This is a genomic window from Streptomyces lichenis, assembly GCF_023218175.1.
In the GTDB taxonomy this organism is placed as follows: Bacteria; Actinomycetota; Actinomycetes; order Streptomycetales; family Streptomycetaceae; genus Streptomyces; species Streptomyces lichenis.
Window position 1 is genome coordinate 1 of sequence record NZ_JALPTH010000064.1, and the last position, 664, is coordinate 664.

General features: G+C 70.2%; 1 protein-coding gene. It reads right to left on the bottom strand.

Features of this window, described 5'->3' with window-relative positions; genetic code table 11:
* Positions 1-664 (bottom strand): methionine adenosyltransferase domain-containing protein (locus M1O15_RS31275; protein ID WP_248637623.1); only part of this gene is annotated, 664 nt, incomplete at both ends.

Sequence of the window (664 nt, forward strand, 5' to 3'; positions counted from 1 at the left end):
TGGGTCCTTGCCGGAGAAGGCACCGCCGCCGTGGCGGGCCATCCCGCCGTAGGTGTCGATGATGATCTTCCGGCCGGTGAGCCCGGCGTCGCCCATCGGGCCGCCGATCTCGAACCGCCCGGTGGGGTTGACCAGCAGCCGGTAGCCCTCGGTCTCCAGCTTGATGCCGTCGTGGACCAGGCCGTCGAGGACGTGCTCGACCACGAACTCGCGGATGTCGGGGGCGAGCAGGGAGTCGAGGTCGATGTCGGAGGCGTGCTGGGAGGAGACCACCACGGTGTCCAGGCGGACGGCCTTGTCGCCGTCGTACTCGATGGTCACCTGGGTCTTGCCGTCCGGGCGCAGGTAGGGGACGGTGCCGTTCTTGCGGACCTCGGTGAGGCGGTGGGAGAGCCGGTGGGCGAGGTGGATGGGGAGCGGCATCAGCGCGGGGGTCTCGTCCGAGGCGTAGCCGAACATCAGCCCCTGGTCACCGGCGCCCTGCTTGTCCAGCTCGTCGTCCGTCCCGGGGGAAGGGGCGCCTCCGACCCGCTTCTCGTAGGCGGTGTCCACGCCCTGCGCGATGTCCGGGGACTGGGCGCCGATGGAGACGGAAACCCCGCAGGAGGCGCCGTCGAAGCCCTTCTTGGAGGTGTCGTAGCCGATCTCCAGGATCTTGGCCCGG